The sequence below is a fragment of the Leisingera methylohalidivorans DSM 14336 genome (assembly GCF_000511355.1).
GTDB classification, from domain to species: Bacteria; Pseudomonadota; Alphaproteobacteria; order Rhodobacterales; family Rhodobacteraceae; genus Leisingera; species Leisingera methylohalidivorans.
Map to the genome: position 1 here is coordinate 2753405 of NC_023135.1, position 22455 is coordinate 2775859.

Below are 22455 nucleotides of genomic sequence, written 5' to 3' on the forward strand. Positions count from 1 at the left end.
GTCCGGTTTCAGACTAGCGGCCGGGCAAAAAGGCCAGAACCCTGAACCGCACGTCACACACGCGAAAAAGGCGCTACCCTTCGGACATCGCCCGGAACGCGCGCCCGGCAGCCTCGAAGTTGCGGCAGAGCGGCGCGGTAAGCCTGGACTGTGCGGCATAGTAGGCACCGGTCCGGCACAGCTGAGCGGCAAACTCCGGATGCACCCCGGCATCATCATATTTGCGCACCCGCTCCTGGCTGAGCCAGCCGCGGTTTTTGACCTCTTTCTGGATCAGTTCCAGCCGCTGGATGCAATGCAAGGCGGTGTAGGCCGAAAGATACTCCAAATACGCGCCGATCTCATGGCCGCAGCCGGGGTCGAAAGTCTCGATCATCACATCGGCCATTTGATCGGGGGCGATGGGCCAGGTCTCATCCCCGATCAACCAGGCGAAATCCTCGGCCCCGTGGCGCAGGCCCGCATATTCGAAATCAAACCAGCGCACGAACCCGTCGTCCCCGATCGCGGCATTGCCCGCGCGGCAGTCCCATTTCAGAAACTGAACGCCGGGCTGTTCCATGAATTCGGCCACTGCCGGATAGTCGAATGAATCGGGGATGCCCATCGAATAGGCTTCCAGAGCCCCGGCCGAGCTGACAAAATTGCGGATCCAGCTGCGGTTGGCGCCAAGATGCGGCAGCACGCTGTGCAGCTCTGTCTTGCGGGCGGCCGCCTGGATGCGGAAGATCGCGGCGCAAGCCTCTGCCGCCAGTTCCAGCTGATCGTCCGGCGCATGTTCGATGATCTCTTCGCTGAGCCGGATCTGACCGGTGTCGGATTGAAACAGCACGTCATTGTGAACTCCCAGCACCCGTGGAATGTCATCGCAATGGGGCGCCAGCTGCTCAAGCACGAAGGCCTCCAGATGGGTGCGCCGGAAATTGGCGCGCAGGGTGGCGATCACGGTGCGGTCGTCGAAATGCAGCCGCAAGGAGGAACGCGACTTTCCGCCCGGTGCCGAAATTTCCTGCGGTTCTGCACCCAGAACCGCGCGGGCCGCCCCTGCGATATACGCGGAGCGGTCGTCAAATCTGCCATCAGCCATCCCAGGCCTCCTTTCCCACCTGCCGCCCGAAACCGGTGCGGATTCCCCTTTATGAGGTCACACCCTGGCAGCAAAAGACGGCGCTTTTCGGGACAGACTTGGGCATTTCCAGCGCTTTAATGGCCGATTCGGGCGTTGGCGGCCGGCCCGCATTGACTGATTGGAACTGCGGGCTGGACAATACGGCCTGCACCAGGCGGTTTGTTTCCTAATCCACTCCGCGTTCGCCAAAAAATTGTCTAAAATACGACTAAAGTTTGGCCGCTCCAGCCCGTTTCCCTACGCTTGCTCAATCCGCGTCTGCGGCAGGCGGAAAGCTGCAGCGCCGCTGTGTTTCAAGAATTTATCTGGGGGTAGAAATAAATGGGCCGGGGACATTATTCGAATGACTGGGGACGCGGGGATGCGTCCTGGGGCGGCAAGCAGGCTTGCGGCGGCAATAGCTATTACAACGGCGGCGTGCAAGGCGGGGATTTCGGCCGCTGGTACGACAGCACCCTGTCTGACCGCTATGGCTGGAAAGGCAAGGGCAGCCAAGACTGGTGGCAAGAAAAGGACCAGGACGAAACCGGCGACACCGAAGGGTCAGGTGGCAGCAAGGGGTCCGGCGGTACCAAAGGATCCGGCGGCACCAAAGGATCCGGCGGCACCAAAGGATCCGGCGGCACCAAGGGATCTGGCGGCACCAAAGGCTCCGGCGGCACCAAAGGATCCGGCGGCACCAAGGGATCCGGCGGCACCAAGGGGTCCGGCGGCACCAAGGGATCCGGCGGCACCAAGGGTTCCGGCGGCACCAAGGGATCCGGCGGCACCAAAGGCTCCGGCGGCACCAAAGGATCCGGCGGCACCAAAGGCTCCGGCGGCACCAAAGGCTCCGGCGGCACCAAAGGGTCCGGCGGCACCAAAGGATCCGGCGGCACCAAGGGCTCCGGCGGCACCAAAGGCTCCGGCGGCACCAAAGGGTCCGGCGGCACCAAAGGATCCGGCGGCACCAAAGGCTCCGGCGGCACCAAAGGGTCCGGCGGCACCAAAGGATCCGGCGGCACCAAAGGCTCCGGCGGCACCAAAGGCTCCGGCGGCACCAAGGGATCCGGCGGCACCAAGGGGTCCGGCGGCACCAAGGGATCCGGCGGCACCAAAGGGTCCGGCGGCACCAAAGGGTCCGGCGGCACCAAGGGGTCCGGCGGCACCAAAGGCTCCGGCGGCACCAAAGGGTCCGGCGGCACCAAGGGCTGCGGCGGAAAGAGCCATCACGGCAATAAGCATTGGTGGTACCGCGAAGAAGACGATTGGAACGGCAGTGGGACTGGCGGATCAGGCGGCACCGGAGGCTCCGGTGGATCCGGCGGCACCAAAGGCTGCGGCTCTGGCACCAAGGGCACAGGTACCGGCGGCTCAGGCACGGGCGGATCAGGTACTGGCGGATCAGGTACCGGCGGCTCGGGTACTGGCGGTTCTGGATCCGGCGGCTCGGGTACTGGCGGTTCTGGATCCGGCGGTTCTGGATCCGGCGGCACGAAGGGATCCGGCGGAACCAAGGGCACTGGAGATGACGGCGGCAGTGACGGCAAAACCTCGGTCGCGTTCGAGATCGGCGGCAATGGCGATCCCAGTGTCTCTGTCGAGGTGCTGCAGACCCCGCAAGGGCAGCTGTTCATCAAAATGGAGCCGACCTCCTGGGATGGCGAAGTTGCAGATATCGACGGGCTGTTCTTCAACATGACGGATGATGACAGCGTCGACGGGTTGAATTTCTTCCCGGATGAGAACTCGCTGCCGGTCACCGGCCATGCGGCCAGTGCCAATGCGGTCAATGCGCTGGACACCGGCACCACCGTGCCCGGCAGTTTTGACGGCATGGTGCAATTCGGCCAGGAGCCGGACAGCACCGACGGCACCGTCACCAACGCCAACTTCACCCTGTGGTCCGACGCCGGGCTGTCGCTGGAGGACATTGATCTGAGCAGCATGTCGCTGGTGGTCAGCAACCCGGACGGCTCGCAGCAGGTGCTGGAGGGCGGCTATGATCCGGCGGCGGCAGCCAGCAGCGGTGCATCCTATGCCAATGGCGGGGTAACAGGCGACGGGCTGAGCAACTGGTATGACGCCAATCTGGCCGGCCAGTTCCAAGGCGGCGGCGAGCCCGGCACCGAAGATATCATGGCGCTGATGACCCAGCCGGTCGGCGGCACCATACCCGGCAGCGGGACAGAGGGCGGTATAGAAGATCTTTACGAGATCGTCTGAGGCGGCCTGAGGCATTCCTCACAACCAGCAGGGGGGCGCGACAAGGCGCCCTCCTGACGTTTCAGGCCCTTGTCAGGGCAGCGGATCCGTCTTGAACAGGCGGATTTTCAAGCCGCCATGCGCAACGGGCGCGCCAAATGGCAGGAACGGCAGATTCGCAGCCTTGGCCAGCCCGGTTTCCGAAGTGACAATTCCCACGCGCCAGCCGGAAAAGCGTTCCTTAAGCACCTGCCCTAATGCGCCATAGAGGGCAAACAGCAGTTTCTTGTTGCCGATCCGCGCACCGTAAGGCGGGTTGACGATCACCAGGCCGGGAGGGCCGGGCGGGCGCTGGAGATCGCTGACCGCGGCCTGCGCAAAGCGGGTGCAGTCCGCCACGCTGGCGCGGTCCGCATTCGCTGCGGCCATTTCAACCGCGCCTTCGTTGCGGTCGGAGCCGTGGAACAGCAGATCTGTTCCGCGAATTCCGCCTTGCTGTTTCAGCGCGGACCAGGCCGCCGCATCAAATGTAGCGAGCTGTTCAAAGGCAAAGCTGCGGCTGCGGCCGGGCATCAGGCCCTTGGCGATCTCTGCGGCCTCAATCACAAAGGTACCGGAGCCGCACATCGGGTCCACCACCGGCTCAGTCCCGTCATAACCGCATTCCCGCAGGAACATGGCCGCCAGGTTTTCGCGCATCGGCGCCTTGCCGACGGCGGATTTGTGGCCGCGCTTGTGCAGCCCCTCGCCGGACGTATCGACGCTGAAGACGCAGAGGTTGTCCTCGATCCTCAGCTTCACCGTCAGTTCCGCGTCCTTGGTCACCGGCGCGCCGAGGGTCTCGGCAATTGCCTTTTCCACCCGCTGCGCGGCGGCGCCTGCGTGGTAGATCTTGGATTTCTTATTGGTGGAAACCTCTACCTTGACCGGCACATCCGGGCGCAGGACGCCGCCCCAGGGAAATTTGCGCGACCGCTTGTCGAGCTGGGCCAGGTGGAAGGCGCGGAATTCACCGATCCGGGCCAGCACCCGGGCAGCGCCGCGCACCGACAGGTTGGCGCGCCAGACCTCGGCCCAGCCCCCCTGCACCGTGACCCCGCCCGGAACCGCCTTGGGCGCGGCGAACTTCAATTCCTTGGCCTCGGCCAGCAGCGCCTGTTCCAGTCCCGGCGGTGCGGTCAGGAATATCTCGAATGTGCTTTCATGAGTCATGGCGCCTGCTTAGCCGTAAAGCCCAGGCGCGGCGACTGTTTTTTCCGCGACCGTATAGGCAGAAGGCACCAAAGCGACACAACTGATGATGCTGCAGCGCGGCATGCCGGACACCTGCCGAAAAGGTTGCCAAGGGCCGTAAATTCAATATTTAAAACAGATATTTAGACGTTACTAAAAAATTAGTTTGACAACATATTCTAACTTATGAAAGCTCTATGCCAGTCAGGTGCAACAGGTGCACAACTGGCCTTAAGCGACTTTCAGGGAGGAAAGGATGCGTAAGTATCTTTTATCCGCAGCCGCCGTTTGCGCGATGGTTGCAGGATCAAATGGCTATGCCGACGAAATGGCGGCCAAAAAATGGATTGATGAAGAATTCCAGCCGTCGGTGCTGACCAAGGATGAACAGCTGTCTGAGATGCAGTGGTTCATTCAGGCGGCCCAGCCGTTCAAAGGCATGGAAATCAACGTGCTGTCGGAAGGAATCCCGACGCACTCCTACGAATCCGAAGTGCTGACCAAAGCATTTGAGGAAATCACCGGCATCAAGGTGAACCACCAGATCCTCGGCGAGGGTGAAGTGGTTCAGGCCGTGCAGACCCAGATGCAGACCAAGCGGAACCTCTATGACGCCTATGTCAATGACTCCGACCTGATCGGCACCCATTCGCGCCTGCAGCTTGCCTATAACCTGACCGACATGATGGCAGGCGACTTCAAGGACGTGACCAACCCTGGTCTGGACCTGGAAGACTTCATGGGCACCCAGTTCACCACCGGCCCGGATGGCGATCTGTACCAGATGCCCGACCAGCAGTTCGCGAACCTTTACTGGTTCCGCAAGGACTGGTTCGACCGCGAGGATCTGCAGGCCGCCTTCAAGGAAAAATACGGCTATGACCTGGGCGTGCCGGTCAACTGGTCGGCCTATGAGGACATCGCCGAGTTCTTCTCGGAGGACATCAAGGAAATCGACGGCACCGCGATCTATGGCCACATGGATTACGGCAAGCGCGCGCCGGATCTTGGCTGGCGGATGACCGATGCCTGGCTGTCAATGGCCGGTGCCGGTTCCAAGGGTGAGCCGAATGGCGTGCCGATCGACGAATGGGGCATCCGTATGGAAGCAGGCACCTGCAACCCGCAGGGCGCCAGCGTCACCCGCGGCGGTGCCGCCAACGGCCCGGCAGCGGTCTATGCGATCCGCAAATGGGACGAATGGCTGCGCAAATACGCGCCTCCCGGTGCGGCCTCTTATGACTTCTACCAATCGCTGCCCGCTCTGGCGCAGGGCAACGTGGCGCAGCAGATCTTCTGGTACACTGCGTTCACCGCCGACATGGTGAAGCCGCAATCCGAAGGCAACAACACCGTGGATGGCGATGGCAAGCCGCTGTGGCGGATGGCGCCCAGCCCGCACGGCCCCTACTGGGAAGAAGGCCAGAAGGTCGGCTATCAGGACGTGGGGTCCTGGACCTTCCTGAAATCCACCCCGGTGGACCGTGCCCAGGCGGCCTGGCTTTATGCGCAGTTCGTGGTGTCCAAGACCGTGGACGTGAAGAAATCGCATGTCGGCCTGACCTTCATCCGCGACTCTTCCGTGAACCACGAAAGCTTCACCGAACGCGCCCCCAAGCTGGGCGGCCTGGTCGAGTTCTACCGCTCGCCCGACCGCGTGGCCTGGTCGCCGACCGGCGTGAATGTGCCTGACTATCCGAAGCTGGCCCAGATCTGGTGGCAGCAGATCGGCGACGTCAACTCCGGCGCCTTCACCCCGCAGGAAGCGATGAACCGTCTGGCCGAGGAAATGGACATCACCATGGCCCGGATGCAGCGCGCGGACGAGCAGGCAGAAGTCTATGGCGGCTGCGGCCCGCGCCTGAACGAAGAGAAGGACGCGGAGTGGTGGTATGCCAATGGCGGCGCCAAACCGCCGCTGGAGAACGAGAAGCCGCAGGGCCAGACCGTCAACTATGACGAGCTGGTGGCCCGCTGGGCGACTGAATAAACTCTCCTCCCGGTCCGGCCAGGCAGCTCAATGCCCGGCCGGGCTGAACCCAGGCCCCGGAGACCGGTTTCCGTCTTCCGGAGCCAGCTTCCCCCAAAAGACTGCGCGCCCTGCCCCCTCTCTGCACCTGCGCGCAAACAGGCCGCCTGCCGGAAAGTCAAAGCAAGATGGCACTCGAACTCAAGGGTGTGACCAAGCGCGTCGGCGCCATTCAGCACATCAAGGACACCTCGCTGGTGCTGGAACCCGGTCATTTCAACGTCCTCCTCGGCGCCACTGGCGCTGGTAAGACCTCACTGATCAAACTGATGGCGGGCCTCGACCCGATGGCCAGCGGCCAGGTGCTGATGGATGGCGAAGATGTCAGCCGTCTCAGCACCCAGAAGCGCAACATCAGCCTGGTGCATCAGTTCTTCATCAACTACCCGCATATGACGGTCTACGACAACATCGCCTCGCCCCTGAAAGTGGCAGGCATGACCAAGTCCGAGATCGCCGGCCGGGTCGAGGAAGCGGCTGCAATCCTGCAGCTGAAGCCGATGCTGCACCGCCGCCCGCATGAGCTGTCGGGCGGCCAGCAGCAGCGCTGCGCCCTGGCCCGTGCGATTGCCAAGGAAAGCCGCGCGGTGTTCCTGGACGAGCCGCTTGCCAACCTCGACTACAAGCTGCGCGAAGAGCTGCGCGACCAGCTGCCCGAGCTGTTTGCCGGCCGCGGTGCGGTGGTGGTCTATGCCACCTCGGAACCGGAAGAGGCGCTGCTCTTGGGCGGCAAGACCGCGCTGATGCGCGACGGCCGTGTGACCCAGTTCGGCCCCACCGCCGAGATCTACCGCAACCCCGGCAATGTGGATGCGGCGCGGGTGTTTTCGGATCCGCCGATCAACACCGCCGAAATCACCAAACAGGGCAGCACGGCCCGTCTAGGGGCCGGCGTTACCTGGGAGCTGGCCGGCACTGCCGCCGGTTTGGCCGATGGTACATACACCATCGCCGTGCGTCCGCATCACGTGCTGCCCATTGCGCGCAACAGCGCCCAGGTGCAGCTGTCCGGCCAGGTGCAGGTGACCGAGCTGTCCGGCTCCGAAAGTTCCGCCCATTTTGACATGGGCACAGGCAGCTGGGTGTCACTGGCCCACGGCGTTCATCCCTACCGCGTGGGTGAGCTGCATGATTTCTACATGGACCCCGCGCAGGCATATTTCTTTGCCCCCGACGGCAGCCGCGCGGCGTGAGGCATCAATGGCAAAAATAACTCTCTCAAAACTGCGTCACAGCTATCTTTCCACGCCAAAGTCCGACTCGGACTATGCGCTGAAGGAGATCGATCTGGATTGGAACGATGGTGGCGCCTATGCGCTGCTGGGCCCGTCAGGCTGTGGCAAATCCACCCTTCTGAACATCATCTCTGGGCTGCTGGTGCCCTCCGAGGGGCAGATCCTGTTCGATGACCGCGACGTGACAGCCCTGCCCCCGGATCAGCGCAATATCGCGCAGGTGTTCCAGTTCCCGGTGATCTACGACACCATGTCGGTCTACGACAATCTGGCCTTTCCGCTGCGCAACCGCGGCCGGGATGAGGCCACGGTGCATGCCCGGGTGATGGCGATTGCTGAAATGCTGGAAGTCACCGGGATGCTTGAGCAGAAGGCGGCGGGCCTCAGCCCGGACAACAAGCAGAAGATCTCCATGGGCCGCGGCCTGGTGCGCGAGGATGTCAACGTCGTGATGTTCGACGAACCATTGACGGTGATCGACCCGCATCTGAAGTGGAAGCTGCGGAGCAAGCTGAAGGAGCTGCACCAGCGGGTTAAGGCGACGATGATCTACGTCACCCACGACCAGACCGAGGCGTTGACCTTTGCCGATCAAGTGGTGGTGATGCAGCTTGGCGAAGTGGTGCAGATCGGCACGCCCGTCGAGCTGTTCGAACGCCCCGCGCATACTTTCGTCGGCCATTTTATCGGCTCACCCGGCATGAATATCCTGCCCTGCGAGCTGAATCAGGGGACCGCAGTGTTTGCAGGCCAGCCAATCGCGCTCGAAGGCCCGGTCCAAGGCGCCGCAGACGGCAAGACTGAAATCGGCATCCGCCCGGAATTTGTCGCGCTGGCGGACCACGGCCTGCCGGCCATGGTGACCAAAGTTTCCGATGTCGGCCGCCACACAGTGGTGGAATGCGAGGCCGGCGGCCAGCGCGTCAATGCCGTTGTCGAAGCAAACGCCCCGGCAAAGGGCAGCGCCGTGCATCTCGCCTTCCGCCAGGACATGACCCGGCTTTACGTGGACGGCTGGCTTGCCACCTCTCCCGCTGCAGACGAACAAGGAGCAGCCTGATGAAAACCGAAAACCAGAAAGCCTGGTTCTTTGTCCTGCCGGTGCTGCTGCTGGTCGCCTTCAACGCGCTTATCCCGATGATGACGGTGGTCAATTACTCGGTGCAGGAAACCTTTGGCGACAACGTGTTCTTCTGGCAGGGGCTGGACTGGTTCCAGCAAATCCTGCGCTCGGACCGGTTCCACGCCGCCCTTGGACGCCAGTTCCTGTTCACCTTCCTGATCCTGATCATCGAGGTGCCGCTGGGCATTGCCATTGCGCTGTCGATGCCGCGCAAGGGCTTCTGGGTGCCGGTGTGCCTGGTGCTGATGGCGCTGCCGATGCTGATCCCGTGGAACGTGGTTGGCGCGATGTGGAACATCTTCACCCTGCCCGACATCGGTCTCCTGGGCTATTTCCTGAACCACGTTCTGGGCATCAACTATGACATGACGCAGGATCCGGTCGCGGCCTGGGTGACCATCATCACCATGGATGTGTGGCACTGGACCTCGCTGGTGGTGCTCCTGTCCTACGCTGGCCTCGTGTCGATCCCGGACGCCTATTATCAGGCGGCCAAGATCGATGGCGCGTCCAACTGGGCGGTGTTCCGCTTCATCCAGCTGCCGAAGATGAAGACGGTGCTGACTATCGCCATCCTGTTGCGGTTCATGGACAGCTTCAACATCTACACCGAGCCGTTCGTGCTGACCGGTGGTGGCCCCGGCAACTCAACCACGCTGTTGTCGATCGACTTGGTGAAAATCGCGCTCGGCCAGTTCGACCTTGGACCTGCCGCTGCCATGTCGCTCATCTATTTTGCAATCACGCTCCTGGTCTCTTGGCTGTTCTACACGCTGATGACCAAGGACGATCAGAACTAAGGGAGGGGCACATGCAGAAACGATCCATCGTCCCCATCGTCTATATCCTGTTCCTCATGCTGCCGATCTATTGGCTGGTGGCGATGAGCTTCAAGACCACCAATGAAATCCTGTCGGGCTTCTCCTTGTTCCCGCAGACCTTCACGCTGGAGAACTACACCACCATCTTCACCGATCCCAGCTGGTACTGGGGCTACATCAACTCGATCCTTTACGTGTCGATCAACACGGTGATCTCCATCGCCGTGGCGCTTCCGGCGGCCTATGCCTTCAGCCGCTACCGGTTCCTGGGCGACAAGCAGCTGTTTTTCTGGCTGCTGACCAACCGGATGGCGCCTGCGGCTGTGTTCGCGCTGCCGTTCTTCCAGCTCTACTCCGCAGTGGAACTGTTCGACACCCACCTCGCCGTGGCGCTGGCCCATTGCCTGTTCAACATCCCGCTGGCGGTCTGGATCCTCGAGGGGTTCATGGGCGGCATTCCCAAGGAGCTGGACGAAACGGCCTTTGTCGACGGCTATTCCTTCCCGCGCTTCTTTGCCACGATCTTCATCCCGTCGATCAAGGCAGGCGTCGGCGTTGCGGCCTTCTTCTGCTTCATGTTCTCCTGGGTAGAGCTGCTCTTGGCCAAGACGCTGACCGCGGTCGCAGCCAAGCCGATTGCCGCCACCATGACCAAAACCGCGTCTTCTGCGGGCTATGAGCTGGGGCTTCTGGCAGCCGCTGGCACGCTGACAATCATTCCGGGCGCCATCGTGATCTGGTTTGTCCGCAACTACATCGCGAAGGGTTTCGCGATGGGGAGAGTGTGATGCTTTCATGGATGGCCTGGACCTGGCCCACAGCACTTGTCTTTATCGGCATATTCACCGCCATCGGCATTTTGATCGCGGTTGAGATCCGCCACCCCGGCGGCGATGCGCGCAAGGGGGTGCTGGGGCTGACCACAACCCGCGGCGACCGGCTGTTCATCAGCCTGCTTGGCACTTCCTACATCTTCCTGGCCTGGCTGGGGCTGGTGGGCATGCCGCTGTGGTGGCCGCTGGCGCTGGCAATTGCCTGGGGTGTCTTCTGCTTCTGGAAAGTCTGACGCTCGCAAGCCCCAAACGCAATCTGGACGGGCCTTGAAGGCGAAACTGCCCTTCATGGCCCTCTCAGCGGAAGCCAGAACAGTTGCGCCAGACGCCGCCCCAAAAGACTGGCACGTCACTTTTCACCCTGCTGAACAAGAGCGCGCGGCAGCGCACAATTTGACACCGCGCCCCCAATCGCCGCACGTCTCCTAAAATAATAGTTTTCACGGGAGCGCCCTTCCCCTAGCATGACTGGAACCATCAAATGAGCCGGACAGCCGAGGCTATGCGCAAGAAACAGGACAATTCCCTGCTCACCGAAGTGGAGCTTGAGTTCATGACTGCTGTCTGGGACATGGGCGGCGGCACCGTGCGGGAGATCCTGGCCAAGCTGAACCAGGTGCAGGAACGCGCCTATACCTCGGTGGCCACGGTTCTGAAGATCATGGAGCAAAAGGGCTTTCTCACCAGCGAGCGCAAGGACCGCTCTCTGGTCTACCGCCCCGCCGTTCCCAAGGCAGAGTACCAGAAAACATCTCTGAAAAACCTTTCGAGCAAGCTTTTCAACGGCGCGCCCGCCGCCCTGGTGGCGCGGCTGGTCGATGATGAGGATGTGACCGACGAGATGCTCGAGGAGATGCGGGCGCTCTTGGAGGAAAGGCTGGGGGAAAATGCCAACTGATGCTCTGCTGAATGCCTATTTTGACCTGAATATCCTGCTGCTGGCAGGCGCTGCCCTGTGGCTCGCTGCCCGCAAGCTGCTGGCGCGCAGCAAACTCGGCCGCGCCTACCGCCCGCAATTGCGGCTGTTGAACGGGATGACGGTGCTGCTGGCGGTGACGCCCGTACTGATCATCGCCTTCACGCATTTCGTCATCCCCCATCCGCCGAATTTCTCCGACATGCTGGTCTCGCAGTATTTGCAAGGCAATGTCAGCATGAGCGCCGGCAGATTTGAGACGCTTCTGGGACTGCGCGAGGATGCCGTGCGCGGCCTCACCAGTTTGCAGCCGCTTTGGGCCCAGGCCCTGTCCGCAGCCTTTGCTGCCGGGATGCTGATCTGCCTGGCCCATGTGGCAGTCTCCATCTTCCGCCTGCACCAGAACCTGGCGGCCGCGTTCACTTGGAAACGGGTCGGCCGGGTGCAGCTGATGGTCTCCGACACAGTGCGCGTTGCCTATTCAACCCGCGGGCTCCGCCGCCGCTACGTGGTGCTGCCCGCCGCGCTGCTGAACGACCCGCGCGACCTGCGCCTGACCATTGCGCATGAGCTGCAGCACTTCCGCCAGCACGACATCGAATGCGAGTTTCTGCTGGAAATGCTGCGTCCGCTGCTGTTCTGGAATCCCGCCTTTTATCTGTGGCGGCGTGAAGTGCGGCTGCTGCGCGAATTTGCCTGCGATCAGGCCTTGATGGCGCGGCCCCGGGTCGATGTGCGCGCCTATTGCGAATGCTTGATCCGCGCCTGTGCCCATGCTGCCCGCGGGCCCGCTCTGTTCACCCGCCGCAGCCCGGCAGTGGCGCTGGTCGACCGCCGGGAAACCCGCCGCGGCGCCTCCCTGCAGCGCCGTATCATCGCGGTGACGGCCCGCCAGCCGCAAGGGCAGAACTCCCTGGGCTGGGGCGTGGTATCCCTGGCGATGGCCGGGGTGGTGCTGGGCACCGCCATGCTGCTGCAGCGGCCCAGCGACTGGAGCCATGACCGCATCATGCTGTCGACCATCGTCAACCTGGAACGCATGGCCAGCCGCAGCACATCGCCGGCGCTTGCCGTCAGTGCGCTGAACGGCGGCTTTGCCGTCCCCTCGCAGTAGGCAGCCAGTTCCCGGTGCCGCCGGGTACAGCCGTCCCAATCTTTCAGAAATTCACCGCCAGTCCGGCTATCAGCGCCCGTCAAAGGATGTTTAATGCCCCCTCCCAGGCGGGGTGTGGCAGCCTTGCGCACAAAGATTTCAAGGGGCGGACAGGCCTCAAAGCCGGCTCAGGCAGATTTCTGCACGACCGCGCCGAGAGCTTAAGCGGGGAAAGGACCAGGAAAAACCCAAAGCGGCAAAGCGCCTAGGAGACAGGCCTGTTCAGGCGACCCGGCGCCGGAAATTGTGGCTACCGTACAAGGGGATAGAACCCGGCCCTGCGGCGGCCTAGCTCTATGCCACGGCACACGGAACACCGTGACCGCTGGTAACGAACCAAGAAGTATGGAGTGTCTCACATGAAAAAATTCGCACTGACTGCCGCCGCTTTTGCAGCTCTGACCGCTGCGCCGCTGGCCGCAATGGAATCCATCACCGAGGCCGATGCGGACGGTAACGGAACCTATTCGCTGGAAGAGCTGCAGGCGGCCTTCCCTGATTTGACTGCAGAAATCTTTGCGACCATCGACGCCAATGCCGATGGCGAGGCTGACCTGACCGAGGTGAAGGCAGCCGCGGATGCCGGTCTGCTGGCAGCGGCCAGCTGAACCCGCGGCAAGGCGGCTCCCCCCCCGAACCGGGCCGCCTTGCCACATTGTGTCCCTGCCACTGTTAAATGGTGCCACGGCCCCGCGTTGCGGGGCCTTTCACGTATTATAACGCCGCTTAGCCCCTGTCGGCCTGCTGCATCAGGCGGGCCACGTGGCAGGCGAAGGCAATTGTGGCGGGTACACCCAGAAGAAGCCCCCAGGCGGCAGCTTCATAAGGGCTGAGCACCCGCCAGCCGATCCAGCTGCCGATCAGGGACGCAAAGAACAGATTGACCGCTGCAGCACCCGCACCGAACGGGTAGAGGGCCGCCAGCAGGCGCCAGGAGGGCAGCCGGTTCATCGCCGGCTTCCCAGATACTGCACAAGACCAAGGCTGATGATCAGTGTGATCGAGGCAACCAGAAACCAGAACTCCGCCATTTCTGTCTGCGGCTGCGGGAAGGGCCGCTGGAAACTGGCGGCAAAGGCGCTGGAGGAGGCCAGCAGGGCCAGGCTGAGGGAAAGAGTATAGGCGGGGATGTGTTTCATCTCAGTGCTCCATGGTCAGGGATTGATAGATTTCCAGCAAGGCGCGCGGCAAACGGGCCGGGTCCGGCAGCAAGGTGAAACCGGCGCGCCCGAAGATGCGGGCAAACCAGCCCTGGCCGCCGGCGTCGATCACCACGCCATGCACCGACTGGCCCAGGGCGCGGGCTTCGCGCACCGCCATGCGGCTGTCTTCGATGCCGTGCACGCCCTCGGTGTGGTCCAGACCGTTGGGCTTGCCATCGGTGAGGACCAGCAGCAGGCGGCATTCCGAGCCTTCCTCAGCCAGCTGGGCAGAGGCATGGCGGATCGCTGCACCCAGCCGCGTGTAGTGCCGGGTTTGAAGCCGCCGATGCGGGCAGTGACAGTTTCTGACATTACATCCTCGAACCCTTTGGCGCGGGTCAGGAACACCCGGTCGCGGCGCAGCGAGGAAAAGCCCCAGATGCCCAGCCGGTCGCCTGCGGTGGCAATGCCAATGGCAAGGGCCGGCAGGGATTCACGGCGGTCTCGATCACCGTGCAGTCACCGACGGTCGCCTCGGTAGAGCGCGAGCAATCCATCAGCACCGCCACGCCCAGGTCGCGGGCCATCGGGCGGCTGGCCTGCCAGACCCGGTCGCTGCTCTGCTGGCCGCAGGCGAGGTCGACCTGGGATTTAACAACCGCTTCCAGATCCAGCTCATCGCCGTCCATTTGCCGCGGCAGCATCACCCGGCGCGGGTGCAGCGGCGCGAACTGGCGGCGCACGCGGGCGACCAGCTTGGAGTCGGGCTGGAAGCTGCCGGCGGGCTTGCCCTCAGCCTCCAGCACGCAATTGTGGGCGGGCATGTGTTTGCCCAGCCGGTGGTTCCATTCGGGATAAGTGAACTGGCCCGCCAGCCGTTCGTGCTCGGCGTCTTGCGGCGACAGGTCCAGCGAGGTCCGCAGCCGCGAGGCCGCGCGTTTCATGTGCTGAGAGAGAGTAAGGATGCCCTGATCCTCCGCCGCTTTCTGGGCGTTCTCGTTGTCGTCGTCATCGACCATCCGGTTGATGTTCAGGCTTTCGGCTCAGGACAGGATAGCCTCGAAGCGGTGGACGATGAAGCTGTCCTTGCGGGTGGTCTGGTCCTGATCCTGGCGCTTGGCCGTTTTGCGGGTGGAGACGGCGAGGCCCGGTGTCTTCATCTCCGCCGCTTCGGGGGCTGCCCCCCGGCCCGCCTGCGGCACCGGCAGGCGCAGCCAGAAGGACACCGGCTGATAGCTCCGGTAGCCGCGCGGGGCGGTACAGGTGCAGGGTTCGGCGATGCGGCAGTCAGAGCCGATCTGATCCAGCACCATGCGTTCGATCCGCGCCTCGAACTGCGGAAGGCCGTTGCGTTTTCGGGTTCCGGCGATATGGGCGCAGAACGCCCCATAGGCAGACCGCAGTCCCGGGCAGGCGGCAAACACCTGATCCGCGGCACGGGCATTGGCGGCGACCTCCAGCTGGTCCGCCAGATAGCGGCCCTCAATGCGTTCCGGAAGCTTAATCGTGGCTGCCATCGCCGCCAGCCACAAATAAGCCTTGCGGTTCATCTCGCAACTGGGGAAGGCGGCCAATTCCCGCGGGGTACCGATGCGGCGCAGCCGGTCCGGGCGGCGGTCCGGCAGCACCGCAGGCGCCGTCTGGATTTCCACACCCCCGGCACCGCCCAGCGCCCGGAACAGGGCCGCCACGCTGGCGCGCATGTCCTCGAACCGGACGGTGTGTCCGGCACCGACCTCAGCGGCGCCGATCCGTGTGGCCATGCCGTGCCACAGGTTGCCAACGGTTCCTTCGGGTTCCAGAAGGTCGAGAGCATGGAACATGGCATCACCCGTAGACGCTGGCAGCAAGGTCGCGCAGCGCTTGGCTCACGTCATCCTCGTCGCTGAGCGGTTCGATGATGGCGGCCTCGACCGCGCGCTCGACGCCCATGCCCTTGGCGATCAGCGTGGCGGCGCAGATCAGGAGTCGGGTGGAAACCCCCTCCTCCAGATCCACGCCCGAAAGCTTGCGGATATGGCCCGCCAGCCGCACCAGCGCGGCGGAACGGTCCGCGTCCAGCCCGCTTTGAGAAGCGAACACCGCAGTTTCGGCAGCGGCTTCGGGGAAATCGAAGCCGTTGGACAGAAAGCGCTGCCGGGTTGAGGGTTTCAGCTTTTTCAGGATGTTCTGGTAGCCGGGGTTGCAACTGGCAACCAGCATAAAGGGCTTGGGCGCGGCCAGCTCCTCGCCCGTGCGGTCGATCACCAAGCGGCGCCGGTCATCGGTCAGAGGGTGCAGCACCACGGCCACGTCCTTTCGCGCCTCGACCACTTCGTCCAGGTAACAGATGCCGCCCTCGCGCACTGCACGGGTCAGCGGGCCGTCGACCCAGACCGTCTCACCGCCCTTCAAGAGGTAACGTCCGATCAGGTCGGCAGCGGACAGGTCGTCGTGGCAGGCGACAGTGTGCAGCGGCAGGCCAAGCCGGGCGGCCATATGCTCCACGAACCGCGTCTTGCCGCCCCTTCAGAAGAAGGGGCAGACCGTTGGCTTGGGCCATCTCGAAAACGGCTCATTCATCGCCTGCGGGGTGGCAGAAGGGCACGGAGGCGTATTGAACGCATTCATGGCTTACTCTCCTGGTACGGCCACGGGGCCGGGTTTGATGACTTCGCGGCGGACCACGACGGTGGCGTAGATGAACAGCAGCGCGCCCAAAACCACCACTGCGACAGAACCGAAGCGCATCAGGTATAACAGCCCCAGCTGGTCCTGCACATCCATGTAGTAGTCGCCAACGACGCGTTGCATGTGGGTCTGGATGCTGCCGGCAAAGGTCAGCACAAATGTCATGAAGGCCATGCCGCCGGTCATCAGCCAGAAGGACGCCATGTTCAGCACCTAGTTATAGGGATCGCGGTTGCGCAGCTGCGGCATCGCATAGGTGAACATCGCCAGGGCAACGATGACATAAAGCCATTTCTCCACCACTTCGCGGTCAACGCCGGTCAGCTTGAGCATCAGGTAGCCAAGGATCGCAGCCATCACCATTTCCCAGGTGGCTTCCACCCACAGGTGGACAACGAACCACCAGTACATCTTGTCCAAGCTGAGGTTGTCCGCGTTGATGAAGGCAAAGATCCACAGCAGCGACAGCAGCCACAGACCCATCAGGAGGATGTTGGTGATCGCGGTCTTGCGCCCTGCCAGCACGGTCAGCGAAATGTTCACAAGGAAGATCACCGCCGCAACCAGGATGCCGAACCTGACCCACAGGGGCTGTTCCAGAAACTCCCGCCCGCCGTGGATTCCCGCGAGGTAGGAGCCGACCGCGCCCAAGGTGCCGACGACGAGGATGGCCAGCTGGATATAGACCAGTTTCACCGAGAATATCTCGCGTTCGGATTCCTCGGGGATCAGGTAATAGGCAGCCCCGAAGAAGCCCAAGAGCAGCCAGACGATCAGCGCGTTGGTGTGCAGCATTCGCACGATGTTGAACGGCAGCAGCTCGCTCAGCGTGTTGGGCCAGACATAGATCCAGCCCGCGAGCAGCCCGCCGAGGACCTGGATTGCAAACAGGGCCATTGCCACCATGAAATAGGCATAGGCACCATTTGTGATTGATATTTCATTGTTTCTCTCCCTCAGCCTGCGTCATTCGGAGGCCAGTTCTGGGTGTCGGTCTGATCCGCCCAACGCAGGAATTCGGACAAAGATTTCGTCTCTTCCTCGGTCAGCTTGAAGAACGGCATCTGGCGGCGGCCCTCGACACCGGAGGGCTGCGACTTCATCAGCCGTCCAGCATTTCATAGGCGACCTTGGGGTCGCCGAGCACGCCCCAGCGGGTCATCACATTGCCCGCTTCAGGGGTGAAATAGGCGCCCTCGCCATGCAATGTGTGGCAATTGATGCAGGAAAAGGAGGAACCGCCATGCGACGCCCCGGTTTCGACGCCCCCGACCTGCCGCTCTCGGAGCTGTTCCACCACTGGCCCGCCTAGCGGGTGCGTTCATGCGCCGCCAGATGCTCTGCCCCGGCTGCCCGATCGCGCCGTGCCACACGCTGATCGACGCCTGCGAGGAATACGGGCTGAAGGAGACGGAATTCCGGGAGGAGCTGCGGGGGGTTAAGGGGGCACATAAAACTATTTGAAAGATATCGCCGCTGGTCTCTTGCAATCATGGATCGCATACCCCATCTCAGTCCAGCAAAGCTTCTTCCTAGACCTTCTGTTTCCTAACGGCCCCAGTTGTTCCTATGTCGACACTGGGCCGGGCTATCGCGTGTTGCGGGTAGCATTTATCAAGGAGACGACACGATGGCCAATGGCACCGTGAAATGGTTCAACTCTCAAAAAGGTTTTGGTTTCATCGCTCCCGAGCAGGGTTCGCGGGACATTTTTGTCCACATTTCCGCTTTGGAACGCGCTGGCATCCACCAGCTTGACGATGGCCAAGCCGTAACTTTCGACATCGAGAGCGGCCGCGACGGACGTGAGTCCGCCAGCAATCTTGCGCTTGCGTAAGCCTTTGCAGGCTTGAAACGATTGGCGGGAGCATTCTTGAAATGCTCTCGCTTCCGCATCTGTCATTGTTAACCCTCAGATGCGGTTTTAATCCCAAAATTACCGAAAGAACAATCTTGATAGAAATCTCTTGGGGCACTCCCATGACTATTTTCCTGCCCTCGGAAGGCCGGACACAAAAAATCACAACTATTGAACAAGCCCACTTCTGGTTGCAGCGAGCCTGGCCGGTTTCTGATCGCAACAGAAACATAGCGATTGAGAAAATCGATGCCGTCATGGACTGTCTTGCTCCCGTCGGCACCGCCCGCGCAGCTTTCCTCTCTGCAGTTGACACCGCCGGGTATCAAATGGACTCCGTCGCCTCCGCTTAGATCATCGCGCCTCACTCACCGGCCCCCTGCCGCACCAGAGAGAAAATCTGAACTGAACTTTCACCCGCTCGTCACCCCTTCCCCCGAACCAACCCAATAAGAGTGACAAGATGACCAAGCTTAAAATCGAGGGATTGGGACTGGCCGGTCTTTCCCGCAAGGAAACAGCGATCGAAAAGACCACGCGTGCAGCGCGTGAAATCCTGGACGACGAAAACGAGCTTCGGCGCAGCAAAATTGAACGCCTGAAACGGACCCGGCTTCAATATGAGCATGGCAGTCAGCCCCCGAAAGACCCTAAGCAGGAATGACGTTGGCCGAGAAGGCTCATGTCACATGATTACAGGGCATAGCCGCCCGCAAGCCAGCTCTGGCGGCAATCGCAGTAAATGACTTGCGCAACTGCTCTGTGCAAAGATTGCCTGCACGACCAGGAAACCAGGCCCTCTCCTCGGCTTTCCGGCCGCCTGCCTTTGAAGGTTTCTGGGCAGCCAGCAGGCCACCTCCCGGTCTTTCAGCCGCCCTACCCCTGCGCGCCGCTCACGACCACCAGCCGGTGCGGGTCGGTGACCACGATATGCTTGCGGGCGGACTGCACGATGCCGTTTTTCTCCCAGGCCGACAACAGGCGGCTCACCGTGTGCAGCGTGGTGCCGGTCATCTCGGATATATTGCGGCGGGTCACGGGGAACGCAATCTCGATCCCTTCCTCCACCTTGCGGCCCGACTGGGTCACCATCCTGAGCAGCGCTGCTGCCACCCGCTGCCCCACGGCTTGGGTGGCCAATTCGGTGATCCGGGTCTGCATCTCGCCCAGGCGCTGGCCCAGGGTGCTGTAGCTCTCAGTGGCGAACCCTTCGTATTTAGCGGTGAACTCCGGCCACAGCCGCACCGGCCAGGACAGCGCCAGCGATTCCGATGCTGCCACCGCGGTGGCTGGATAGGTGTCGCGGTTCAGCGCCGGTGCGATGCCCAACAGCTGGCCGGGGGATATATGCAGCGCGATGATCTGGTCGCCGCCCTCGGTGGTCTTCACCACCCGGATGTAGCCGTCCAGAAGCAGGTGGAACCGCTCGGCGTCATGGCCTTCATGAAAAATCTCATTGCCCTCGTCATAGCGTTTGGGCAGCGCTTGAACGAGGATCTCGCGGATCTGGCCGCGCTTCAGAAGGCTAAAGGGCGGCAGCCCGGTCAAAAGGCTTTCATCGAGCTTGGACAAGAATGCACCGCGAGTTTGCTGAAGGACAAAGAGAATGTCCTGCGGTTATCGCATAGTGGCCCCAGAGGAAACAACCGTGCGGGAAACACCGGAGACTTCGGACCGGCCCCCTCCCTTATCCCCCGCCGGTGCAGTTCCAAAGAATTCAGCGGCAGATTGCGTCCCTGACGCTGAACCGGCAGGCGGCACCTGACCAGTGCTGCCCGCCTTTTTATCACTGAACGCAGGGAGGCCGATATGGCTGCGCGACCCGACTATTCCGGACCTGTTCTGTTTTCCTACGGCTTCCGGCCGTTCTTTCTGGGGGCCTGCCTGTTTGCGCTGGCGGTGATCCCGGCCTGGCTGCTGATCTGGCAGGGCACCCTGACTTACAGCGGTCCGTTCCTGCCGGTCGACTGGCATATCCACGAGATGATCTTTGGTTACGGCGCGGCGGTGGTGGCGGGCTTTTTGTTCACCGCGGTGCCGAACTGGACCGGGCGGATGCCAGCCCGCGGCTGGCCGCTGGCGCTGCTGTCAGGCCTGTGGCTGCTGGGGCGCTTGGCTGCGGCCGGTTGGCTGGGCCTGCCGGCCCTTGGCGTTATGGCGGTGGATTGCGCCTTTCTGGCCGCCGTCATTGCGATGATCGCGCGGGAAATCATCGCAGGCGAAAACTGGCGCAACCTCAAGGTTCTAGTGCCGATTACGCTGCTGGGCGCGGCCAATGCCTGCTTCCATGTTGAAGTGATGTCCGAGGGGGCGGCTGATATCTCGCGCCGGCTGGGAATTGCCGTGCTTATCTTCCTGATCATGCTGATCGGCGGGCGGATCATCCCCGGTTTCACCCGCAACTGGCAGGCCAAACGCGGCGCGGCGAAGATGCCGGTTCCGTTCGGCAAATTCGATGCCGTGACCCTGGCGTCGGGTGCTGCCGCTCTGCTGGCCTGGACCGCAGCGCCCTGGGCTGCCGCCAGCGGTGTGCTGCTTCTGGCAGCGGGACTGCTGCATGCCTTGCGGGTGGCGCGCTGGTGCGGGCTGGCCGGCCTGGGTGAGCCGCTGCTGTTGATGCTGCATGCGTCCTATGCGCTGGTGCCTGCAGGGCTGATAGCCGCCGCGGCAGTGCCGTTTGGCCTTCTCGAGCCCGCCGCGGCCGCGCACATTCTCGGTATCGGGGCGGTTGGCGGCATGACCCTGGCCGTCATGATGCGCGCCACCCTGGGCCACAGCGGCCGCCTGCTGGTTGCTGGCCCCGTGTTGACTGCCGCCTTTGCACTGGTCATTGCTTCTGCCGCCTTGCGGCTGGCAGGCAGCACCGAACTGGCCGCGGGCTGGGACGGGATCACCGTTTCAGCAGCTCTGTGGACCGCGGGTTTTGTGCTGATGGTGCTGAAGGCCGGCCCCTGGCTGGCAAACCGGCGCATTGGATCCAAATTAGTGTCAGGGGCGCAGGCCAAAAACCGGAACCTAGGCGAAAATTAAGCTGCCAGGACGGCAGAGCTCACGGAAGTTTAACGGTCTTCTCAGACAGTGCTGTTCCGGGTAGCAAGGCTGCGGATAGCGTGAGGATGTCATGAATGCGGTGGAAAGCTGCCATTGCTGTAGTGCCGCTGCTCCTGTGGGCGGTCCAGAGCCTGGCGCAACCCGCCGGGCTTGAAGCCTTCAAACGGCCGGCTGCCGTACCATTCCCAGAGGCTGCGCCCTACAGCCGTGAAATTGCCACTTTAGGTAAAATGCTGTTCTTCGATCCGCGCCTGTCCGGCGGGCGCAACATCAGTTGCTCAAGCTGCCACAACCCGTCTTTCGGTTGGGAATCCCCGGCCCCCAAGGCCATTGGCGCTGCGAATAAGCCCGTGCGCCGCCATGCGCCGACAATCCTGAATGCGGCCTGGATCACCCCGCTGTTCCGGGGCGGGCACGCAGACAGCCTGGAGGAGCAGGCCATTCAGTCGATCACCGCGCCGGATGAGATGAACACGACCTTTGACGGCATCAAAGCCCGCCTGACTGCGGTGCATGAATACAAAACCTGGTTCGAGCGCCTGTTCCCTGGGCGGGGGATCCGCAAGAAGACCATCCTGACCGCACTCGCCACCTATGAGCGCACAATTGTCAGCGGCGTGGCCAGTTTTGACCGCTGGGCAAGCGGAGATGCAACGGCAGTACCTGAGGCCGCCAAACGCGGTTTTGCGCTGTTTAACGGGCGGGCGAATTGCGTGTCCTGTCATTCCGGCTGGATGTTCACGGACAACCAGCTGTATGACATCGGGATGCAAACAACCGACCTTGGCGGCGGCCCGACCCCGCCGGATCCGAAGCGGAACTACCGGTTCAAGACCCCCGGGCTGCGCAACATCACGCTGCGGGCACCGTACATGCACGACGGCTCGCTCCCCTCCTTGCGGGACGTGGTCCGCCATTATGCCCGCGGCGGCGCGGCCAAAGCGGCCCGGACGCCGGATATCGAAGGTTTTGCGGTCACCGAAGAGGAAATCACCGACCTGATTGCCTTTCTGCAAACGCTGACGGATACGGAATCCAATGTGCCATCCCCTATTCTGCCCGCAAACTGATGCGCATG

The 22455-nt window shown here is 62.6% G+C and carries 20 protein-coding genes and 5 pseudogenes; 16 read left to right on the forward strand and 9 right to left on the reverse strand.

Annotated elements, in window-relative coordinates:
* Positions 1-73: 73 nt before the first annotated feature.
* On the reverse strand, positions 74-1087 hold the full coding sequence (locus tag METH_RS13600) for a hypothetical protein (protein WP_024091057.1): 1014 nt from the start codon (positions 1085-1087) through the stop codon (positions 74-76).
* Positions 1088-1450: 363 nt separating this feature from the next.
* Between METH_RS13600 and METH_RS24605 the strand changes: the two genes are divergently transcribed.
* Positions 1451-3334, forward strand: coding sequence for a hypothetical protein (locus tag METH_RS24605; protein ID WP_024091058.1), 1884 nt, complete (start codon positions 1451-1453; stop codon positions 3332-3334).
* Positions 3335-3406: 72 nt separating this feature from the next.
* Here METH_RS24605 and METH_RS13610 read toward each other — a convergent pair whose 3' ends face one another.
* Entirely contained in the window at positions 3407-4525 is a 1119-nt protein-coding gene (locus METH_RS13610) for a THUMP domain-containing class I SAM-dependent RNA methyltransferase (RefSeq protein WP_024091059.1), read from the reverse strand.
* 277 nt (positions 4526-4802) lie between these two features.
* On the opposite strand from METH_RS13610, the gene METH_RS13615 reads away from it, so the two are divergent.
* From METH_RS13615 to METH_RS13655, 9 genes are all read left to right on the forward strand, one after another.
* Positions 4803-6536 (forward strand): ABC transporter substrate-binding protein, encoded by a 1734-nt coding sequence (locus tag METH_RS13615; RefSeq protein WP_024091060.1) that lies wholly within the window; start codon positions 4803-4805, stop codon positions 6534-6536.
* Between the two features lie 167 nt (positions 6537-6703).
* Entirely contained in the window at positions 6704-7768 is a 1065-nt protein-coding gene (locus tag METH_RS13620; RefSeq protein ID WP_024091061.1) for an ABC transporter ATP-binding protein, read from the forward strand.
* Between the two features lie 7 nt (positions 7769-7775).
* A complete protein-coding gene (locus METH_RS13625; RefSeq protein ID WP_024091062.1) occupies positions 7776-8870 on the forward strand; it encodes an ABC transporter ATP-binding protein in 1095 nt (364 codons plus the stop codon).
* The gene (locus METH_RS13630; protein WP_024091063.1) at positions 8870-9733 is read left to right on the forward strand and encodes a carbohydrate ABC transporter permease; all 864 of its coding nucleotides are present in this window, start codon (positions 8870-8872) and stop codon (positions 9731-9733) included. The genes METH_RS13625 and METH_RS13630 overlap by 1 nt, the downstream gene beginning before the upstream one ends.
* Before the next feature lie 11 nt (positions 9734-9744).
* Entirely contained in the window at positions 9745-10542 is a 798-nt protein-coding gene (locus tag METH_RS13635) for a carbohydrate ABC transporter permease (RefSeq protein WP_024091064.1), read from the forward strand.
* The gene (locus METH_RS13640; protein WP_024091065.1) at positions 10542-10820 is read left to right on the forward strand and encodes a DUF2160 domain-containing protein; all 279 of its coding nucleotides are present in this window, start codon (positions 10542-10544) and stop codon (positions 10818-10820) included. Before METH_RS13635 ends, METH_RS13640 begins: the two co-directional genes overlap by 1 nt.
* 248 nt (positions 10821-11068) lie before the next feature.
* On the forward strand, positions 11069-11485 hold the full coding sequence (locus tag METH_RS13645; protein ID WP_245602888.1) for a BlaI/MecI/CopY family transcriptional regulator: 417 nt from the start codon (positions 11069-11071) through the stop codon (positions 11483-11485).
* On the forward strand, positions 11475-12617 hold the full coding sequence (locus tag METH_RS13650; protein WP_024091067.1) for a M56 family metallopeptidase: 1143 nt from the start codon (positions 11475-11477) through the stop codon (positions 12615-12617). Before METH_RS13645 ends, METH_RS13650 begins: the two co-directional genes overlap by 11 nt.
* 398 nt (positions 12618-13015) lie before the next feature.
* Complete coding sequence (locus METH_RS13655) at positions 13016-13264, forward strand: EF-hand domain-containing protein (RefSeq protein ID WP_024091068.1); 249 nt, start codon at positions 13016-13018, stop codon at positions 13262-13264.
* A gap of 118 nt (positions 13265-13382) precedes the next feature.
* Here METH_RS13655 and METH_RS13660 read toward each other — a convergent pair whose 3' ends face one another.
* From METH_RS13660 to METH_RS13685, 6 genes and pseudogenes are all read right to left on the reverse strand, one after another.
* The gene (locus tag METH_RS13660) at positions 13383-13607 is read right to left on the reverse strand and encodes a hypothetical protein (protein ID WP_024091069.1); all 225 of its coding nucleotides are present in this window, start codon (positions 13605-13607) and stop codon (positions 13383-13385) included.
* Complete coding sequence (locus tag METH_RS13665; RefSeq protein WP_024091070.1) at positions 13604-13795, reverse strand: hypothetical protein; 192 nt, start codon at positions 13793-13795, stop codon at positions 13604-13606. The genes METH_RS13660 and METH_RS13665 overlap by 4 nt, the downstream gene beginning before the upstream one ends.
* 1 nt (position 13796) lies before the next feature.
* Positions 13797-15621: pseudogene (locus tag METH_RS13670) on the reverse strand (nitric oxide reductase activation protein NorD).
* Between the two features lie 4 nt (positions 15622-15625).
* A pseudogene (locus METH_RS13675) lies at positions 15626-16385 on the reverse strand (AAA family ATPase).
* A 26-nt stretch (positions 16386-16411) separates the two neighbouring features.
* Positions 16412-17412 (reverse strand): annotated as a pseudogene (locus METH_RS13680) (cbb3-type cytochrome c oxidase subunit I).
* Between the two features lie 12 nt (positions 17413-17424).
* Positions 17425-17768: pseudogene (locus METH_RS13685) on the reverse strand (c-type cytochrome).
* On the opposite strand from METH_RS13685, the pseudogene METH_RS13690 reads away from it, so the two are divergent.
* The 4 genes and pseudogenes from METH_RS13690 to METH_RS13705 all read left to right on the forward strand — a co-directional run bounded on the left by METH_RS13690 (position 17712) and on the right by METH_RS13705 (position 18990).
* Positions 17712-17932: pseudogene (locus tag METH_RS13690) on the forward strand (hypothetical protein). The pseudogenes METH_RS13685 and METH_RS13690 sit on opposite strands and share 57 nt — an antisense overlap.
* A 166-nt stretch (positions 17933-18098) precedes the next feature.
* Positions 18099-18305, forward strand: coding sequence for a cold-shock protein (locus METH_RS13695; protein WP_024091071.1), 207 nt, complete (start codon positions 18099-18101; stop codon positions 18303-18305).
* Positions 18306-18448: 143 nt separating this feature from the next.
* Entirely contained in the window at positions 18449-18679 is a 231-nt protein-coding gene (locus METH_RS13700) for a DUF982 domain-containing protein (protein ID WP_052348707.1), read from the forward strand.
* 110 nt (positions 18680-18789) lie between these two features.
* A complete protein-coding gene (locus tag METH_RS13705; RefSeq protein ID WP_024091073.1) occupies positions 18790-18990 on the forward strand; it encodes a hypothetical protein in 201 nt (66 codons plus the stop codon).
* Positions 18991-19202: 212 nt separating this feature from the next.
* Here the strand turns inward: METH_RS13705 and METH_RS13710 are convergent, their stop codons facing one another.
* Positions 19203-19898 carry a Crp/Fnr family transcriptional regulator gene (locus METH_RS13710; RefSeq protein WP_024091074.1) on the reverse strand — a complete coding sequence of 232 codons (696 nt, stop codon included), beginning with the start codon at positions 19896-19898 and terminating at the stop codon, positions 19203-19205.
* A 237-nt stretch (positions 19899-20135) separates the two neighbouring features.
* Here METH_RS13710 and METH_RS13715 point away from each other — a divergent pair, with 237 nt between their 5' ends.
* Together METH_RS13715 and METH_RS13720 are read left to right on the forward strand one after the other, a co-directional pair.
* Positions 20136-21356: an NnrS family protein gene (locus METH_RS13715; protein ID WP_024091075.1), complete on the forward strand. Its 1221-nt coding sequence runs from the start codon at positions 20136-20138 to the stop codon at positions 21354-21356.
* Positions 21357-21451: 95 nt separating this feature from the next.
* Positions 21452-22447 (forward strand): cytochrome-c peroxidase, encoded by a 996-nt coding sequence (locus METH_RS13720; RefSeq protein ID WP_024091076.1) that lies wholly within the window; start codon positions 21452-21454, stop codon positions 22445-22447.
* Positions 22448-22455 lie beyond the last annotated feature (8 nt).

What these genes read in the sequence shown, in the direction of transcription:
- METH_RS13600 (WP_024091057.1), bottom strand. Translation starts at nt 1,087, where the DNA reads ATGGCTGATGGCAGATTTGACGACCGCTCCGCGTATATCGCAGGGGCG.
- METH_RS24605 (WP_024091058.1), top strand. Translation starts at nt 1,451, where the DNA reads ATGGGCCGGGGACATTATTCGAATGACTGGGGACGCGGGGATGCGTCC.
- METH_RS13610 (WP_024091059.1), bottom strand. Translation starts at nt 4,525, where the DNA reads ATGACTCATGAAAGCACATTCGAGATATTCCTGACCGCACCGCCGGGA.
- METH_RS13615 (WP_024091060.1), top strand. Translation starts at nt 4,803, where the DNA reads ATGCGTAAGTATCTTTTATCCGCAGCCGCCGTTTGCGCGATGGTTGCA.
- METH_RS13620 (WP_024091061.1), top strand. Translation starts at nt 6,704, where the DNA reads ATGGCACTCGAACTCAAGGGTGTGACCAAGCGCGTCGGCGCCATTCAG.
- METH_RS13625 (WP_024091062.1), top strand. Translation starts at nt 7,776, where the DNA reads ATGGCAAAAATAACTCTCTCAAAACTGCGTCACAGCTATCTTTCCACG.
- METH_RS13630 (WP_024091063.1), top strand. Translation starts at nt 8,870, where the DNA reads ATGAAAACCGAAAACCAGAAAGCCTGGTTCTTTGTCCTGCCGGTGCTG.
- METH_RS13635 (WP_024091064.1), top strand. Translation starts at nt 9,745, where the DNA reads ATGCAGAAACGATCCATCGTCCCCATCGTCTATATCCTGTTCCTCATG.
- METH_RS13640 (WP_024091065.1), top strand. Translation starts at nt 10,542, where the DNA reads ATGCTTTCATGGATGGCCTGGACCTGGCCCACAGCACTTGTCTTTATC.
- METH_RS13645 (WP_245602888.1), top strand. Translation starts at nt 11,069, where the DNA reads ATGAGCCGGACAGCCGAGGCTATGCGCAAGAAACAGGACAATTCCCTG.
- METH_RS13650 (WP_024091067.1), top strand. Translation starts at nt 11,475, where the DNA reads ATGCCAACTGATGCTCTGCTGAATGCCTATTTTGACCTGAATATCCTG.
- METH_RS13655 (WP_024091068.1), top strand. Translation starts at nt 13,016, where the DNA reads ATGAAAAAATTCGCACTGACTGCCGCCGCTTTTGCAGCTCTGACCGCT.
- METH_RS13660 (WP_024091069.1), bottom strand. Translation starts at nt 13,607, where the DNA reads ATGAACCGGCTGCCCTCCTGGCGCCTGCTGGCGGCCCTCTACCCGTTC.
- METH_RS13665 (WP_024091070.1), bottom strand. Translation starts at nt 13,795, where the DNA reads ATGAAACACATCCCCGCCTATACTCTTTCCCTCAGCCTGGCCCTGCTG.
- METH_RS13695 (WP_024091071.1), top strand. Translation starts at nt 18,099, where the DNA reads ATGGCCAATGGCACCGTGAAATGGTTCAACTCTCAAAAAGGTTTTGGT.
- METH_RS13700 (WP_052348707.1), top strand. Translation starts at nt 18,449, where the DNA reads ATGACTATTTTCCTGCCCTCGGAAGGCCGGACACAAAAAATCACAACT.
- METH_RS13705 (WP_024091073.1), top strand. Translation starts at nt 18,790, where the DNA reads ATGACCAAGCTTAAAATCGAGGGATTGGGACTGGCCGGTCTTTCCCGC.
- METH_RS13715 (WP_024091075.1), top strand. Translation starts at nt 20,136, where the DNA reads ATGGCTGCGCGACCCGACTATTCCGGACCTGTTCTGTTTTCCTACGGC.
- METH_RS13720 (WP_024091076.1), top strand. Translation starts at nt 21,452, where the DNA reads ATGCGGTGGAAAGCTGCCATTGCTGTAGTGCCGCTGCTCCTGTGGGCG.